Origin of the sequence: Hydrogenophaga sp. RAC07, assembly GCF_001713375.1 — a bacterium.
Lineage (GTDB): Bacteria > Pseudomonadota > Gammaproteobacteria > Burkholderiales > Burkholderiaceae_C > Hydrogenophaga.
The window spans coordinates 2,474,725-2,490,621 of sequence record NZ_CP016449.1; the positions used below are offsets into that span (position 1 = coordinate 2,474,725).

Here is a 15,897-nt window from a genome sequence, read left to right on the forward strand (position 1 = left end):
GTGACCGGGGTTGGCATTTCAGGGGTGGAGGGAAAGGGGACGCGGGCCGTCAGGACGGCGGCGGGGTCGCAGGCGGGGGCGTGGCGGCCTGGAAGAACGCTCTGACATGTTCGCGCACCTCGCCGGCGCACGGACATGCTTCTGTAGGCGACTCCGTCAGCGAGTCGGGCCAGCCGGTGGACGACGGCAACACGCCGCTGTGCACGGCAATGCCCGCCTCGCGCAGGCGTTCGGCATACGCCAGTGCTTCGTCGCGCATCGGATCGTCACCGCCGGTGAGGATGAGCGCGGGCGGCAGGCCGGTGAGGCGCTGCGCGCGGGCGGGCACGGCGTAGGGGTGCTCGGCGTCCATGGGGCCGCGCAGGTACTGCTGCCAGCCGGCCATCCATTTGCAACCGGTGGCCGTGCCCATGGTCTGGCGCAGCGAGGCGGTGGCGTTACATGGGTCCAGCATGGGCGCCACCAGGATCTGCCCGGCCAGCGGCGGGTGGGCGCGGTCGCGCACCATGAAGGCCACGGCGGCCGCGAGGTTGCCGCCGGCTTCTTCGCCCGCCACAAACAGCGGTGCGCCCGTGCCGGCCAGGCGGGTGCGCTGCTTGTGCAGCCATTCCAGCGCCGCGTAGCCGGCCTCCACCGCGTCGGGGAAACGGTGCGCGGGCGCCAGCGGGTAGGCCAGCGAAGCCACCACCGCGCCCGAGCTGGCCAGCAGCTCGGCCAGGCAGGCGCCGCTGTCCAGGTCGCCCGAGACAAAGGCGCCGCCGTGGAAGTGCAGCACCAGCGGGACCGCGCCGCCGTGCGGCTTCTTGCCCCAGACGCGCAGTTCCAGCGGTGGCGTGCCCGGCACCGACAAGGTCTGTGTCGGTGCCGGCGGGACGAAGGTGGACGTAGTGGAAACCATGGACTGGACTATAGGCATGCGCTTGATGCGGATAAAGCCCTCTGCCACCCCTTGTCTGTTTCCATTGGATGAACAATCCGCCCACAAAACAGCAGATGGTGGGGTGAGGGCATGGATCAGATTCAATCGATACGCGTGTTTGCGCGGGTCGTGGAGGCCGGCACCTTCACCAAGGCGGCGGAGTCGCTGGACCTGCCCAAGGGCACGGTGACCAAGCTGGTGCAGCACCTGGAGGCGCGCCTGAAGGTCAAGCTGCTCAACCGCACCACGCGGCGCGTGACCGTCACGCCCGATGGCGCGGCCTACTACGAGCGCACGGCGCGCGTGCTCAACGACCTGGACGACATCGAGGCCAGCATGACCAACGCGCAGGCCAAGCCCAGCGGGCGCCTGCGCGTGGACGTGGGCACCTCGGTGGCGCGCGAGCTCATCATTCCCGCGCTGGCCGACTTCTACCGCCGATACCCCGACATCCAGCTCGACCTGGGCGTGACCGACCGCTCGGTGGACCTGCTGGCCGACAACGTGGACTGCGTGATCCGCGGCGGTGAGCTGCTCGACCAGTCGCTCGTGGCGCGGCGCGTGGCCAACGTGCCGCTGGTGGCGGTGGCCTCGCCCGCCTACCTCAAAGCGCACGGCACACCCACGCACCCGGAGCAACTGGAGAACGAACACGCCGTGGTGAACCACTTCTCCACCCGCACCGGGCGCCACTACCCGAACGAATTCGAGAAGGACGGCCAGTTGCTGGAAATCTCAGGCCGCCACAAGCTCGCCCTGAACGAGAGCAACGCGGTGACCACCGCGGTGCTGGCGGGCCTGGGCATCGCGCAGGTGCCCACTTTCACCGCCGAGCCGCTGATCCAGCGCGGCGAGCTGGTGCCGGTGCTCCGCGACTGGACGGGCCCGGTGATTCCGCTCTACGTGGTCTACCCCCCGAACCGCCACCTGAGCGCGAAGGTGCGGGCGTTTGTGGAGTGGGTTGCGGAGCTGTTCTCACAGCATCCGCAGCTGGTGCGCTGACCGCCCCGCCAGGCCCAGGGGCCACCGGGGCCGCGCGGTGGCGATCCCATAAGATGTAGCCCCTCACTGAAGCCGGGTCGGGCGAACTGTCCATCGGCCCTTCAGCCCCGGACAACCCACCTGTAAGCCGTTGATGCACAAGGAATCCGCCCTCGAGGCGCAGGTGCCCGCAGACCTGTCTTCGCACACCCCCATGATGCAGCAGTACTTTGGCCTGAAAGCCGGGTACCCGAACACGCTGCTGTTCTACCGCATGGGCGATTTTTACGAGCTGTTCTTTGCCGACGCCGAAAAGGCCGCGCGCCTGCTCGACATCACGCTCACCCAGCGCGGCCAGTCGGGTGGCCAGCCGGTCGTGATGGCCGGCGTGCCCTTCCATTCGGTCGACACGTATCTGGCGCGGCTGATCAAGCTGGGCGAGTCGGTCGCCATCTGCGAGCAGGTGGGCGACGTGGCCACGTCCAAAGGGCCGGTGGAACGCAAGGTGGTGCGCGTGGTCACGCCAGGCACGCTGACCGACAGCGAACTGCTGTCCGACAAGACCGAGGCGGTGCTCATGGCGGTGCACCCCGGCGCGCGCACCGGCTGTGGCCTGGCCTGGATGTCGGTCACGCAGGGCATCGTGTTCCTCGCGCAGTGCGCCAGCGACGAACTCGCAGACTGGGTGGCGCGCGTGAACCCGGGTGAACTGCTCTACAGCGCCGACACCTCCACCGCATTCGAGAAGACCGTGCTGGCCCTGGCCAGCGCCACCAACGGCCAACGCATGGTGGCGGTTCTGCGCCCGGCCTGGGCGTTCGACGCCGGCCTGGGCCAGCGCAAGCTGCTGGAGCAGTTGCAGGCCGCCAGCCTGTCCGCATGGGATGCACAAGACCTGACGGATGCCCACGCCGCCGCGTCCGCACTCCTCAACTACGCCGAACACACGCAAGGCCGCGCGCTCAGCCACGTCAAGAGCCTGCAGGTGGCGCGCAGCGGCGAGCTGATCGACCTGCCGCAGAACACCCGGCGCAACCTTGAACTCACGCAGACCCTGCGCGGCGAGACCAGCCCCACGCTGTTCTCGCTGCTCGACGTGTGCTGCACCGGCATGGGCAGCCGCGCGCTGCGCAGCTGGCTGCTGGAACCCCGGCGCGACCGCGCCCAGGCGCGCGGCCGGCTGGCCGCCATCACCACCCTGCGCGGGGGCCTGTGGCAGGGGCTGCGCGCTTCGCTCAAGGGCGCGAGCGACGTGGAACGCATCACCGCGCGCACGGCCTTGCGCCAGGTCAAGCCACGCGAGCTGGTGGGCCTGGGCCAGACGCTGGAGCGCGCGCGGCAACTCGCTCGCCAGCTCGGCCCGCAGGAGCCCGGCGGATTGCTGCACGGCATCGGCACCCACCTCACACCGCCCGAGGGCTGCGCCGGGCTGCTGCGCGCCGCCCTGCTCACTGAGCCCGCCGCGCTGGTGCGCGACGGTGGCGTGATCGCCGACGGGTTCGATGCCGAGCTCGACGAGCTGCGCGCCATCCAGACCAATTGCGACGGATTCCTGATCGAGCTGGAGCAGCGCGAGCGCGCACGCACCGGCATCACCAACCTGCGGGTGCAGTTCAACAAGGTGCACGGCTTCTACATCGAAGTCACGCAGGGCCAGGCGGCCAAGGTGCCCGACGACTACCGCCGCCGCCAGACGCTCAAGAACGCAGAACGTTTCATCACGCCCGAACTCAAGGCGTTTGAAGACAAGGCGCTCTCGGCACAAGACCGGGCGCTGGCGCGCGAGAAGTGGCTGTACGAGCAGTTGCTCGACCAGCTGCAGGCCTTCATTGCGCCGCTCACGCAGCTGGCGCGCGCCATGGCCGCGCTCGACGCGCTGTGCGCGCTGGCCGAGCGTTCGCTCACGCTCAACTGGAGCGCACCGCAGTTCGTGCCCGAACCCTGCATCGACATCCGTGGCGGGCGCCACCCGGTGGTGGAAGCGCGGCTGAACGAAACCAATGGCGGCAGCTTCATCGCCAACGACACGGTGCTCGGCCCCAAGCAGCGCATGCAGGTGATCACCGGCCCCAACATGGGCGGCAAGAGCACCTACATGCGCCAGGTGGCGGTGATCGTGCTGCTGGCCAGCATGGGCAGCTTTGTGCCGGCGGCGGCCTGCCGGCTCGGCCCCGTCGACGCCATCCACACCCGCATCGGCGCGGCCGACGACCTGGCCAACGCGCAGTCCACTTTCATGGTGGAGATGACCGAAGCCGCGCAGATATTGCATGCGGCGACACCCGAGAGCCTGGTGCTGATGGACGAGATCGGCCGCGGCACCTCCACCTTCGACGGCCTGGCGCTGGCCGGCGGCATCGCCACCCACCTGCACGACAAGTCGCGCGCCTTCACGCTGTTCGCCACCCACTACTTCGAACTGACCGAATTCCCGGCCGGCCACCACGCGGCGGTGAACGTGCATGTGAGCGCTGTGGAAGCGGGTGGCAAGGCGGGTGGCATCGTCTTTTTGCACCAGATCGAGCCCGGCCCGGCCAGCCGCAGCTACGGCATCCAGGTGGCGCGGCTGGCCGGTGTGCCCGCCGGCGTGGTGCAGCACGCGCGCCACGCCCTGGCCGCGCTGGAGGCGCAGAGCGAGGAAAGCCGCAGCCAGGTCGACCTGTTTGCGCCGCCACCTGCGACACTGGAAGCCGACGCGCACCCGCTGCAAAGCGCGCTGGACCGCATCGACCCCGACACCCTGAGCCCGCGCGAAGCGCTGGAGCAGCTCTACACACTGAAAAAACTGGCCTCCTCATCATGACTTACTGCGTCGCTGTCAAGCTCAACGCCGGCATGGTCTTCCTGTCCGACTCGCGCACCAACGCGGGCCTCGACCAGATCAGCACCTTCCGGAAAATGATCGTTTACGAAAAGCCGGGCGACCGCTTCATGTGCCTGCTCTCGGCCGGCAACCTGAGCGTCTCGCAATCGGTGCGCGAGATCCTGCAGGTGGAACAGCTCGAAGATGTGGATGGAGGCGAGCCCATCACCATCTGGAACGCCAGGAGCATGTTCGACGCCGCGCGCGTGCTGGGCGCGGCCGTGCGCCACGTGTACGAACGCGACGGCGATTCCCTGCAGCGCGCCGGTGTGGAGTTCAACGTGTCCATGATCTTCGGCGGCCAGATCCAGGGCGAAGGCATGCGCCTGTTCCAGGTCTATTCGGCTGGCAACTTCATTGAAGCCACGTCGGAAACGCCGTTCTTCCAGGTCGGTGAATCCAAGTACGGCAAGCCCGTGCTCGACCGCGTCATCACCCCCGAAACCCCGCTGGACGAAGCCGCCAAGTGCGTGCTGGTGTCGATGGACTCCACGCTCAAGTCCAATCTGTCTGTGGGCCTGCCGCTGGATCTGGTGGTGTACGAAGCCAACCAGCTGCAGTCGGACAAGATCACCTGCATCGACCACGAAAACCCCTACTTCCGCATGCTGCACAACACCTGGGGCCAGAAGCTGCGCGAGGTGTTCGACAGCATTGAACACCCGACCTGGGACGGCTCGCACACCGATGTGCCCTTGCTGAGCACCGGTCCCCATTGTCAGCCGTTGCGAAAGATCACGAACGCCCGGGAAAAGCTGATCTGAACATGTCGTTGATCGTTTTTTCCCACGCCAACAGCTTTCCCGCCAGCACCTACCGCGTCCTCTTCAAGTCCCTGCGCGCCCGCGGCCACGCGGTGCGGGCGGTGGACAAGTTTGGTCACGACCCGCAGTACCCCGTCACCAGCAACTGGCCGCACCTGGTGCAGCAGCTCGCCGACTTTGCCGCGCCCGAGATCGAAGCACACGGCCAGGGGGCCTGGCTGGTGGGCCATTCGCTGGGCGGCTTTTTGAGCCTGATGTGCGCCGCGCGCCACCCGCAACTGGGCGGGCACGCGGTGCGCGGTGTGGTGCTGATCGATTCGCCGGTGCTCGGCGGCTGGCGCGCGCGCACGCTGGAGCTGATCAAGCGCACCCAGCTGGTGGGTTCGGTCTCGCCCGGCAAGATCAGCCACAAGCGGCGCAACACCTGGCCCGACGCCGACGCGGCACACGCGCATTTCGCCAGCAAGAAGGCGTTTGCCGCCTGGGACCCGCAGGTGCTGCAGGACTACATCGACCACGGCACCCGCGATGCCGCCGACGCGCGCGGCCAGCAGCACCGCACGCTGGACTTCAACCGCGAGGTCGAGACCGCCATCTACAACACGCTGCCGCACAACCTGGACCGCCTGCTGCGACGCCACCCCTTGCAATGCCCGGTCGGGTTCATCGGCGGCACGCGCTCGCTGGAGATGAAGCAGGTCGGCATGGCGATGACGCACCGGCTGGTGGGCAAACGCCACCCCGAGCGCATGGCCATGATCGAAGGCAGCCACCTGTTCCCGATGGAGCAGCCGCTGGAGACCGCCGCCGCCATCGACACGATGCTGCAATCGCTGCAAGGCAAAACGTGAACCGGGGCGGGTTCACGTCGCCGAGGGGGCTCCGGTCCGGTATAACCCTTTTTGGAACAGCCGCCTCCGCACCAGTCCATTCCATGTGTCCGACCCCATGACGCCTCCCTCCCCACCGGGCAGCCCCTTGCAAAGGGTGTGGCAGCGCTTGGCAGAATGGCAGCCCGACAGCCACAGCATCTGGACGCGGCTGGCCGTGGCGCTGGTGATCACCATGCTGGCGGCCTGGATGCGGGTGGCGCTGGCGCCGGCCGAGTCGGGCGGGCGCTTCATCACCCTCTCGCTTGCTGCAGCCGTCTCCGCGCTCTACGGCGGCTTTCGTGTCGGCATGTTCAGCACGGTGGTGGGCATGCTGGCAATCAACTTCGTGCTGGTCAAGCCCTACTTCAGCTTCGCCTTCGAGAACCCGGTCGAAGCCTTCTGGCTCAACCTGTGGCACCTGCTCACGCAGCTCGTGGTGGTGGGCGCCATCGCCCTGATGCAGAGGCAAAACCGCCACCTGCGCGAGGCCACGGCGCTCATCCAGCAAGGCAAACAGCAGCTGGAGGACACCTTCGAGCAAGGCGCCACCGGCATGACCCACAGCCACCTCAACGGCGAGTGGATCCGCATCAACCAGACCTATTGCGACATCTTCGGCTACACCAAGGCCGAGATGATGACGATGCATTTCCGGGACTTCACCCACCCGGAAGACCTGGAAGTCGACCTCGCCCAGTTCCACCGCGCTCTCAACGACGAGATCCACCACTACAGCTTCGAGAAGCGCTACATCCACAAGCAGGGTCACGTGGTCTGGGCCTACCTCACGATCTCGCTGGTGCGCAAGGCCTCGGGCGAGGCCGACTACGTGATCGCCGTGGTGCAGGACATCAGTGCCCTCAAGCACGCCGAGCAGGCCCTGCGCACCAGCGAGCATCTGCTGCGCCAGGCGCACGAACTCGCCGGCCTGGCGAGCTGGCAGGCCGACGTGGCCAAGCGCCGTTTCACCACGCTGTCGGGTTCGCACGAGACCCTGGGGCTGCCGCAGGCCGAGTTCACCGACACCGAGCTGCTCGCCATCACCCACCCCGACGACCGACCCCACGTGCTGCGCCAGTGGGCGCTGGCGGTGCAGGGCAAGGCGGTTTACGACATCGAGTACCGCATCAGGTACGGCGGCGAATGGCACTGGTTCACTGTGCGCGCCGAGTTCGAGCGCGATGCCCACGGCCGCGCCGTGCGCGCCCTGGGTGTCACGCGCGATGTGACCGAGCGCAAGCGCAACGAGATGGAGATCCAGCAGCTCAACGCCTCGCTGGAGCATCGCATCGACGCGCGCACGCGCGCCCTGAAGGCCGCGTACGACGAGCTGGAGAGTTACTCCTATGCGGTGGCGCACGACCTGCGTTCACCGCTGCGCATCATCAACGGCTTTGCCCAGGCCCTGCGCGAAGACAACCCCAAGCTCGACGCGGACAGCCGGGCCCATCTGGAGCGCATCATGGGCGCCAGCAAAAAGATGGGCGAACTCATCGACGGCCTGCTCACGCTGTCGCAGTTCTCGCGCGGCGAGCTGCAGCGAAAGCCGGTCAACATCAGCAACATCGCCAACCGCCTGCTGGATGAGTTCGCCAGCGCCGACCCGCAGCGCGACGTGCGCTGGGAGATCGAACCCGACCTCAACGCCATGGCCGATCCGCCCCTGGTCGAGGCGCTCATGCAGAACCTGCTGAACAACGCCTGGAAATACACCGCGAAGACGCCGCAGGCGGTGATCCGTGTCTATGCCCAAGACGTCAATGGCCAGACCCGTTTCTGCGTGAGCGACAACGGCGCGGGTTTCGACATGGCGCGCGCGAACAAGCTGTTCCAGCCGTTTCAGCGCCTGCACATGCCGCACGAGTTCGCGGGTCTGGGCATCGGCCTGGCCACCTCGCTGCGCATCGTGCAGCGCCACGGCGGTGGCCTGGCGGCCACCGGTGAGCCGGGCAAAGGCGCCATGTTCTGCTTCAGTCTCTACGCACCCTTGACAGCCTGAGCGTAGGTCGCGGTCACTCGTGCCGCAGTGCCTGGATCGGCAGCAGCCGGGACGCCCGACGCGCCGGGTAGAAGCCGAAGAACACGCCCACCAGCGCCGAAAAGCCCGCCGCCAGCACGATGGAGTTGAGCGTCATGCTCACCTGCCAGCCCGCGAACTGCGCTGTGGCCCAGGTGGCCAGGGCGCCCAGCAGCACACCGATGGCGCCTCCCATGAGGCTGAGCGTCACGGCCTCGATCAGGAACTGCGAGAGGATGTCGCGCCCGCGCGCACCCACCGCCATGCGCAGGCCGATCTCGCGCGTGCGCTCGGTCACACTGACCAGCATGATGTTCATGATGCCGATGCCGCCCACGATCAGGCTCACGCCGGCCACCGCCGAGAGCAGCAGCGTCATGACCTGGCTCGAAGCCTCCTGCGCCTGCAACATCTCGGTGAGGTTGCGGATGCGGAACGGCTCGTCGCCCTCGACCTGCACCCGCATGCGCTGGCGCAGCAGCTCGCGGATGTTGTCCTCCGCGGCTTTCATGTCGTGACCGTCGCGCACCTTCACCGAGATGCTGCCCACGCGTTTGAGCCGCCCCGCGGCGTCGCCCTGCACGCGGTTGCGAAACGTGCTGATGGGCACGATGGCCACGTCGTCCTGGTCCGAGCCCCAGGAGTTCTGGCCCTTGCGCTCCAGCACGCCGATCACGGTCATCGGCACGTTGCGCAGGCGGATCACCTGGTCCACCGGGTCCTGGTCGCCGAACAGTTCTCGCGCCACGGTCTGCCCGATCAGCACCACCTTGGCCGCGCCCTGCACCTCGCCGGCCTCGAACAGGCGGCCCGAAGCCAGCGGCCAGTCGCGCGCCTCGAGGTAGTCGTTGGTGGTGCCGAACACCGGCGTGCTCCAGTTGGTGCCGCCAAACACCGCCTGCACGGTGGCACGCGAACTCGGCGCGGCCACCTGCACCTCGGGCACCTCCAGCGCGATCGCCAGCGCATCGGCTTCGGTGAGGGCCTGGCTGGTCTGCGCGCCCTGGCGCACGCCGCCGGTGTTCGCCGTGCCGGGCAGCACCAGCATCACGTTGGCACCCAGCACTTTCATGTGTTCCTGCACACGCTCGGTGGCGCCCTGCCCGATCGCGATCATGGTGATGACCGATGCCACACCGATGATGATGCCCAGCATGGTGAGCAGGCTGCGCAAGGGGTTGGCCAGCAAGGCCCGCCAGGCGCTGCGCATGGCCGCCAGTGCGTTCATGCCGCCACCACCGGCGCCGCGCGGCCGGCCTGGGCTGCGTCCTCGTGCAGTTGGCCGTCGCGAAACACCAGGCGGCGTCGCGCCCAGTCGGCGATCTCGTGTTCGTGCGTGACCAGCACCACCGTGATGCCCTGGGCGTTGAGTCCGGCCAGCAGGCCCATCACGTCTTCGCTGGTGTGGGTGTCGAGCGCGCCGGTGGGCTCGTCGGCCAGGATCAGCTGGGGCTGGTTGACCAGCGCACGCGCAATCGCCACACGCTGCTGCTGGCCACCCGAGAGCTCGGCCGGCGTGTGGCCGGTGCGGTCCCCCAGGCCCACGCGTTCCAGCGCTTCGCGGGCGCGCCGCTGCCGCTCGGCCGTGGGCACACCGGCGTACACCATGGGCAGCTCCACGTTCTCCAGCGCGCTGGTGCGCGGCAGCAGGTTGAACTGCTGGAACACAAAACCGATGCGCCGGTTGCGCACAGCGGCCAGCGCGTCGGCGCTCATGTGCTGCACCGCTTCGCCAGCCAGGCGGTACTCGCCGCCATCGGGCAGGTCCAGGCAACCCAGGATGTTCATCAGCGTGGACTTGCCCGAACCGGACGGGCCCATGATGGCCACGAACTCACCGGCCTCGATGTCGAGCGACACGCCCGCCAGCGCATGCACCGCGTGGCCACCCATGCGGTAGGTCTTGGTGAGGGAGCGGGCTTCGATGAGGGCCATGGTGGTGAGCTGCGCGACGTTCAGAACGACATTCGCGGGCCGCTGGTGCGCCGGCTGCTGGCGGGCGCGGTGACACCCGTGATCACTTGCGCGCCTTCGACCAGCACGCCCGCCTCGGACGAGTCGGGCGGCACCAGCAGTTCGGTGGCCGTGCCGTCGCTCACGCCCAGGCGCACCGGGTAGGCCACGGGCTGGCCTTGATCGTTCAGCAGATGGATGCGACCGGCTCGGCCCGGAGCCACCGCAGGGGCATCGGTGGGGCCAGCGGCTGCTGTGGTCGGCTCCAGGCCCGGCACCCGCACGCGCAGCGCCGCGTTCGGCACCTTCAGCACGTTCGCGCGCGATTCGGTCACCACGCGCACATTGGCCGTCATGCCCGGCAGCAAACGGCCCGACTCGTTGGCGAACCGCACCACCGCCACGTAGGTCACCACGTTGGACACGTTGGTGGCGGCCTTGCGCACCTGGCGCACTTCGCCCTCGAAGGTCTGGCCCGGGAACGCATCCACGGTGAAGCGCGCTTTCAGCCCCGGCCGGATGCGGCCCACGTCGGCCTCGTCGATGCTGGCGTCCACCTGCATGTCGGAGAGGTTTTGTGCGATCACGAACAGCTCGGGCGCCTGCAGGCTGGCGGCCACCGTCTGGCCCTTTTCCACCGTGCGCTTGATCACGATGCCGTTGACCGGCGAGGTGATGCGCGTGCGCGAGAGGTCGATGCGGGCTTGCGCCAGCGCGGCCTCGCGCTGCGCCACATTCGCCTGCGCGCTGTGGATCTGCGCCTCGCTCACGCCCACCAGCGCCTGCACCGCACGCAGCGACTCTTGTGCCGAGATCAGCACGGCGCGCGTGCGATCGGCCTCGCTCTGCGCAATGAAACCCTGCGCGACCAGGCTCAGGTTGCGCTCGTGCGTGCGCTGCGCTTCGGCCAGGTCGGATTGCACGCGCGACACATTGGCCCGGCTCGACGCCGCATTGGCCACCGCAATCGCCACCGCCGCGCGCGCCGCGTTCACGTCGGCCTGCGCGGAGCTCACGCGGTACTCGAAGGTCTGGGGGTCGATCTCGGCGATCAACTGGCCGGCCTTCACCTCGGTATTGAAGTCCACATACACCGCGCGCACCTGGCCCGACACCTGCGTGCCCACCGACACCTGCGTGACCGGGTTCACCGTGCCGCTGGCCGACACACTGACCTGCATGCCGCCCCGCTCGATGGGCGCGGTGCGGTATTGCACGGCCGCCTGCGCGCTGCGCTGGCTCCACCACCAGGCGCCAGCCGCCACCAGGGCCAGCACCACCACACCTGTCATCCACTGCGATCTTTTCATGGGGAGATTGTAGGAATGGCGAGCGCAGCAAACGGGCCGTGGGGGATCTGCCCGCTGCGTTTCGCGCCGTGCTGCGGGCGTTTCGCGCCGCGGCTGCGCCGATCCGTCGCAAGCCGCTGGGCCCGCGCCGGGCCGCTGGGCACAGTGCGCTCACCCCCCCCACCGGAGAGCGCCATGCAACTCACTCCCCTCATCGCCATCCACATGACCGCGGCCCTGGCCGCAGTGGCCATCGGCCCCCTGGCCCTGTGGGCGCGCCGCGGCCACGCCAGCCACCAATCCCGCAGCCAACGCCCCCGGCTGCACCGCGCCGCGGGCTACGCCTGGGTCACGCTGATGCTCATCACGGCGTTCTCGGCCATCTTCATCAGCGACCCCACCCTGCCCAACATCGCCGGCTTCTCGGCCATCCACCTGCTGATCCCCATCGTGCTGGGCGCGTTGTTCCTCGCCTTTCGGCAACTGCTGCGCGGCAACGTGAAGGGCCACCGCATCACCATGCTGTCGCTGTACATCAGCGGCTGCCTGATCGCGGGTGCGTTCACGCTCGCCCCCGGGCGCGTCCTCGGCCAGCTGGTCTGGGGCCAATGGCTCGGCCTAGTCTGACCCACCGCTTTTCCATCCCCGAAGGTCCACCATGAAGCTGCACCAGCACACCGCCACCGAACCCGACCTGGACCGCCTCGCCCGCCGACGCGCCGGCGCCCGCATGGGCTGGTATGCCCACGCCCTGGTCTTCCTGGCCGTCAACACCGCCCTGATGGGCATCTCGCTGGCCAGCGGGCGCCACTGGGCCATCTACCCCGCGCTCGGCTGGGGCCTGGGCCTGCTCATGCACGGCGTGGGCGTGTGGCTGGCGCTCGGCGGCGGGGGGCTGCAGGCGCGGCTGGTGGCGCAGGAACGCGAGCGCCTGATGCGGGAGCGCCAGGGCCTGTGAGCCACGCCCCGGCCTTGCGGGATACTGCGCCCATGCCGCCGCTCAACCTCGCCACCATCGCCCGCCGGGCCTTTGCCGCCGTGGTGTTCAACACGGTCATTGCGCTGGCCATCACCGTGGTCATGGGTGACACCTTTGCGGAGAACATGGTGTATTCCCAGTGCATCGGCATGCTGATCTGGGGCCTGATCGACGGAGGGCGCTACGTGCTGCACGCCAGCGGCTGGCCCGGCGCGCCCGCCATGGCCGCGCTGGTGGTGGGCGCGGTGCTGGTGGCCTATCCCCTGGGCAGCGCCAGCGCCAACTTCATGCTGGGCCGGGAACTGCTGCTGGGCCTGAAGAACTTCCCCCGCGCCACCCTGGGCTTCGTGTTGATGTCGCTCTCGGCCGGTGCCTTTGGTGCGTACTACTTCACCAGCCGCGAAATGCTGGCGCGCGCCCGACTGGCCAGCGAAGAAGCCCAGCGCCAGGCCACCGAAGCGCGCCTGCGGCTGCTCGAATCTCAGCTGGAGCCGCACATGCTGTTCAACACCCTGGCCAACCTGCGCGCCCTCATCGGCACCGACCCCGTGCGCGCCGTGGCCATGCTGGACCGGCTCAACGATTTCCTGCGCGCCACGCTCCGGGCCTCGCGCGCAGACGCCACCGCCGGGCGCCACACCCTGGCCGACGAATTCGCCCGCCTGCGCGACTACCTCGAACTCATGGCCCTGCGCATGGGTCCACGCCTGCGCTACGCGCTCGAACTCCCTGAGGCGCTGAGCCACCAGAGCGTACCGCCGCTGCTGCTGCAGCCGCTGGTGGAAAACTGCATCCGCCACGGGCTGGAGCCCAGCGTGGACGGCGGCGAAATCCGCGTGGTGGCGCGTCGGGGTGAAGGCGGTCTGGAGCTGGAGGTGAGCGACACCGGTGTGGGTTGCGAGGCCGAGCCCGCGGCCGGCTTCGGCCTGAGCCAGGTGCGCGAACGCCTGACCACCGCCTACCCCGGCCAGGCCCGGCTGCACTGGCACAGCGCCCCCGGCGCCGGCACCCGCGCCCTGCTCACCCTGCCCCTGCACACCCCATGAACGCCACCGCCCTCATCGCCGAAGACGAACCCTTGCTGGCCCAGGCGCTGCAGGCCGAACTGGCGATCGCCTGGCCCGAGCTGACGGTGGTGAAGGTGGTGGGCGACGGCGAAGCCGCCGTGGCGCAAGCGCTGGCGCTGCGGCCCGACGTGCTGTTGCTCGACATCCGCATGCCCGGGCGCACCGGGCTGGAAGCCGCTGCCGAACTGGCCGAAGAGTGGCCCGACGACCAGGCCTTCCCCGCGCTCGTGTTCGTGACCGCGTTTGACGCCTACGCCGTGCAGGCCTTCGAGGCGCAGGCGGTGGACTACCTGCTCAAACCCGTGCAACCCGAGCGCCTGCGCCTGACCGTGCAGCGCGTGCAGGCCTTGCTGGCACAACGCCGGCCCGCCACCGGCCCACTGGACGCCACGCTGGAGCAACTGCGCTGCCTCATGGCCCAAACGCCATCGACCGCAACGCGCCTGCAGGTGATTCCGGCCAGCGTGGGCAACAGCATCCGCATGGTGCACCTGGGGGAGGTGCTGGCGTTCGAGGCGTCCGACAAATACGTGCGCGTGCTGCTCGCACAAGGCGAGGTGCTGATCCGCACCCCGCTGAAAGAACTGATGCCCCAGCTGGACGCCACCGTGTTCTGGCAGATCCACCGGGGCACCGTGGTGCGCGCCGACGCCATCGAGAGCGTCAACCGCAACGAAGCCGGCCGCCTGGGCCTGCGCCTGCGCGCCCGACCCGAAACCTTCGCCGTGAGCCGGCTCTACGCGGACCGGTTTCGGGCGATGTGAGGGCAGCCCCCTGGCCTGACCCGCCGTTTGAGCGGGAGTATCTATTCATTCAGACCGGGATAATCCCCAGATTTATCCATATACGGATACATTCACATATCTATTCAAGTATCTATTCAACATTCCAATGAGCGAAGCTTTGCTGGACACCCTTCGACTGCTCGGCGGTGTGGCCACCAGCGCCGATCTGAAGGCGCGGATGGGCGTGAGCCAACCCACCGTTTCACGGGCTCTGGCGCCCTTGCTGCGCGATGGTCGCGTGATCAAGGTGGGTGCAGCACGATCACAGCAATACCTGCTGGCGCGACACATCGACGGCGTGGGCAGGGAGATTCCGCTGATGCGCGTGGATGCGCAGGGCAAAGCCTCGGCCTTTGGACGCATGGTGGCGCTGCCGGGCGGACGCTTCTGGGTCGACGAGGTTGATGGTGCGAGCGAACTGCACGCCGGTCTGCCGTGGTTTCTACAAGACATGCGACCGCAGGGGTTCATGGGCCGCACCTTTGCGCAGGCCCATCCCGAACTGCGCTTGCCCAACGACCTGCGTCATTGGAGCGAAGACGATGTGCTCCGGGCGCTGGTGCAGGCCGGGGACGATCTGCCTGGCAACCTCATCGTGGGTCAGTCGGCCTTTGAGCGCTTTCATACATTGCCCCAGCGGCTCTCGACCACCAACGTTCCCGAGCGGGACTACCCCCTGCTTGCCGAACGTGCCATGCAGGGCACGCTGCCAGGCTCGTCGGCGGGCGGTGAACAGCCCAAGTTCTGCACCACGCTGAACGGCCAGCCCATGATCGTGAAGTTTTCGCCGGCGGGCGCGGCACCCGTCGACCAACGCTGGCGCGATCTGCTGGTGTGCGAACACCTGGCGCTGCACACGTTGGGGCAGAACAACCTGCCAGCCGCCCGGACCCGAATCGTGATGGCGGCCAACCGGGTCTTTCTGGAAGCGCAGCGGTTCGACCGCACGGGTCACGGCCGCATCGGCATGGTCTCGCTGCTGGCGTATGACGCGCAGTTCGTGGGGCAGATGGACCACTGGGCCGCCACCGCCCAGCGCATGGCGGCGCGGCAATTGATGACACTGGAAGATGCACACCGGTTGCGCCTGCTCGATGCATTTGGCGCACTGATCGGCAACACCGACCGCCACTACGGCAACATCTCCTTGCTGCTGGACCAAGGCCGTTGGCACCTTTCGCCCACCTACGACATGTTGCCCATGCTCTATGCCCCGGTGAACGGTGAACTGGTGGAGCGCGATTTTGCGGCCCGTGCGCTGCACCCCAACGCCGACACCCTGGCGGTTTGGCCAGAGGCTGTGGCATTGGCCTTGCATTTCTGGGACCAGGTGGCGCGAGACGCACGCGTCTCGAAGGGGTTTCGCAACATCGCTCAAACCAACCGGGACACCGTGTCCCGGTTGTAA

Annotated in this window: 14 protein-coding genes; 10 read left to right on the top strand and 4 right to left on the bottom strand. The window is 68.3% G+C overall.

The window, feature by feature from the left end:
• Positions 1-49: 49 nt before the first annotated feature.
• Positions 50-898, bottom strand: a complete 849-nt coding sequence (locus BSY239_RS11490; RefSeq protein WP_069046967.1) for an alpha/beta hydrolase — start codon at positions 896-898, stop codon at positions 50-52.
• 111 nt (positions 899-1,009) lie between these two features.
• Between BSY239_RS11490 and BSY239_RS11495 the strand changes: the two genes are divergently transcribed.
• From BSY239_RS11495 to BSY239_RS11515, 5 genes are all read left to right on the top strand, one after another.
• Complete coding sequence (locus BSY239_RS11495; RefSeq protein WP_069046968.1) at positions 1,010-1,921, top strand: LysR family transcriptional regulator; 912 nt, start codon at positions 1,010-1,012, stop codon at positions 1,919-1,921.
• Between the two features lie 133 nt (positions 1,922-2,054).
• The gene (gene mutS / locus BSY239_RS11500; RefSeq protein ID WP_069046969.1) at positions 2,055-4,703 is read left to right on the top strand and encodes a DNA mismatch repair protein MutS; all 2,649 of its coding nucleotides are present in this window, start codon (positions 2,055-2,057) and stop codon (positions 4,701-4,703) included.
• Positions 4,700-5,527 carry a proteasome-type protease gene (locus tag BSY239_RS11505; protein WP_069046970.1) on the top strand — a complete coding sequence of 276 codons (828 nt, stop codon included), beginning with the start codon at positions 4,700-4,702 and terminating at the stop codon, positions 5,525-5,527. The genes mutS and BSY239_RS11505 overlap by 4 nt, the downstream gene beginning before the upstream one ends.
• 2 nt (positions 5,528-5,529) lie before the next feature.
• On the top strand, positions 5,530-6,378 hold the full coding sequence (locus BSY239_RS11510) for an alpha/beta fold hydrolase (RefSeq protein ID WP_069046971.1): 849 nt from the start codon (positions 5,530-5,532) through the stop codon (positions 6,376-6,378).
• A 97-nt stretch (positions 6,379-6,475) separates the two neighbouring features.
• Positions 6,476-8,398 carry a PAS domain S-box protein gene (locus BSY239_RS11515; RefSeq protein ID WP_083239930.1) on the top strand — a complete coding sequence of 641 codons (1,923 nt, stop codon included), beginning with the start codon at positions 6,476-6,478 and terminating at the stop codon, positions 8,396-8,398.
• Between the two features lie 13 nt (positions 8,399-8,411).
• On the opposite strand, the gene BSY239_RS11520 is transcribed toward BSY239_RS11515, so the two are convergent.
• The 3 genes from BSY239_RS11520 to BSY239_RS11530 are packed head-to-tail and all read right to left on the bottom strand — an operon-like array spanning position 8,412 to position 11,679.
• Positions 8,412-9,644: an ABC transporter permease gene (locus BSY239_RS11520; RefSeq protein ID WP_069046973.1), complete on the bottom strand. Its 1,233-nt coding sequence runs from the start codon at positions 9,642-9,644 to the stop codon at positions 8,412-8,414.
• Positions 9,641-10,351 (bottom strand): ABC transporter ATP-binding protein, encoded by a 711-nt coding sequence (locus BSY239_RS11525; protein ID WP_069046974.1) that lies wholly within the window; start codon positions 10,349-10,351, stop codon positions 9,641-9,643. The genes BSY239_RS11520 and BSY239_RS11525 overlap by 4 nt, the downstream gene beginning before the upstream one ends.
• A gap of 20 nt (positions 10,352-10,371) precedes the next feature.
• A complete protein-coding gene (locus BSY239_RS11530) occupies positions 10,372-11,679 on the bottom strand; it encodes an efflux RND transporter periplasmic adaptor subunit (protein WP_069046975.1) in 1,308 nt (435 codons plus the stop codon).
• A 174-nt stretch (positions 11,680-11,853) separates the two neighbouring features.
• On the opposite strand from BSY239_RS11530, the gene BSY239_RS11535 reads away from it, so the two are divergent.
• The 5 genes from BSY239_RS11535 (at position 11,854) to yjjJ (ending at position 15,897) form a co-directional block, all read left to right on the top strand.
• Entirely contained in the window at positions 11,854-12,285 is a 432-nt protein-coding gene (locus BSY239_RS11535) for a DUF2306 domain-containing protein (protein WP_069046976.1), read from the top strand.
• 31 nt (positions 12,286-12,316) lie between these two features.
• On the top strand, positions 12,317-12,616 hold the full coding sequence (locus BSY239_RS11540) for a 2TM domain-containing protein (RefSeq protein ID WP_069046977.1): 300 nt from the start codon (positions 12,317-12,319) through the stop codon (positions 12,614-12,616).
• A gap of 32 nt (positions 12,617-12,648) precedes the next feature.
• A complete protein-coding gene (locus BSY239_RS11545) occupies positions 12,649-13,683 on the top strand; it encodes a sensor histidine kinase (RefSeq protein WP_069046978.1) in 1,035 nt (344 codons plus the stop codon).
• Entirely contained in the window at positions 13,680-14,468 is a 789-nt protein-coding gene (locus BSY239_RS11550) for a LytR/AlgR family response regulator transcription factor (protein ID WP_069046979.1), read from the top strand. The genes BSY239_RS11545 and BSY239_RS11550 overlap by 4 nt, the downstream gene beginning before the upstream one ends.
• Positions 14,469-14,595: 127 nt before the next feature.
• Positions 14,596-15,897 (top strand): type II toxin-antitoxin system HipA family toxin YjjJ, encoded by a 1,302-nt coding sequence (yjjJ, locus tag BSY239_RS11555; protein WP_069046980.1) that lies wholly within the window; start codon positions 14,596-14,598, stop codon positions 15,895-15,897.